This window comes from Paenibacillus sp. CMAA1364 (assembly GCF_054373195.1).
On record NZ_JBITNB010000066.1, the window covers coordinates 1 to 874 of the forward strand.

Genomic DNA, 874 nt, shown 5'->3' on the forward strand with positions numbered 1-874 from the left:
GTACATTGTAGCCCGGTTTGAGTTGACCATTTCGCATGTGGTCTTCTTTCATCCGCATGAAGGTTGCATCCGGATCAGTCTTGCTGAAGCTATTCCGATCACCAAGTAGTAATTGGTACTGTTCGTACTTTAGTAACCTGGGTAGTAAGTCCTTTCGCAGCTTCCGAACAGCTTTTTTCAGAGGTTTGTCTTTGGGTTTCTCTGATAGCTGAGCTTCAAGTTTCTGTGTTACTTGTTCGAGTTTTTCGCTGTTTATTTCGGAAGACTCACCAAGTTCAGCGAGATCTTTACCTTGATATTGGTGTTCTTCTTGGTGTTCTGCGGCTTCAATCGTGGCAAACAGAGTATGTACATTTTCTTGTAGTTTCATTTTATGTTTACTGACGGATTTACCCCAAACGAAAGTGTAGCGATTCGCATTCGCTTCGATCTTAGTGCCGTCCAAAAAGTAATGCTCGAGGGAAACGTATTTTTCTTCAGCTAGAAATTGAAGAACGGCAGTAAATACCGTTTCGAGAACGTCCCGCATCCTTTGGGAACGGAAACGATTGATGGTGCGAAAGTTTGGACGTTGTCGCCCAGCCAACCACATGAAGGGAATGTTTTCTTTAATAGATTTCGCAATTTGACGCGAGGAGTAGATGCGCTGAGTGTAGGCGTAAATGATGACTTTTGTAAGCATTTTAGGATGATAGCTGTCACGTCCACCACCTGGATAGGCTGCGTCAAAGATCGCATCGTCCAACCGGTTTACGGCTGCATTGACGAGACGAACGAGGTGATTCACTGGAATGTCATCTTCTAAATCCATTGGCAGGAAAAGTTGCAAAAGTCTGCTTAAAGTAGCGCAGAGGACGGAACGATTTCGTAAAAG

Annotated in this window: 1 protein-coding gene; it reads right to left on the minus strand. The window is 44.2% G+C overall.

What is annotated here, in order from left to right:
* The coding region (locus ACH8E3_RS16670; RefSeq protein WP_458633771.1) for a transposase at positions 1 to 811 on the minus strand (811 nt) is incomplete at its 3' end.
* Positions 812 to 874 lie beyond the last annotated feature (63 nt).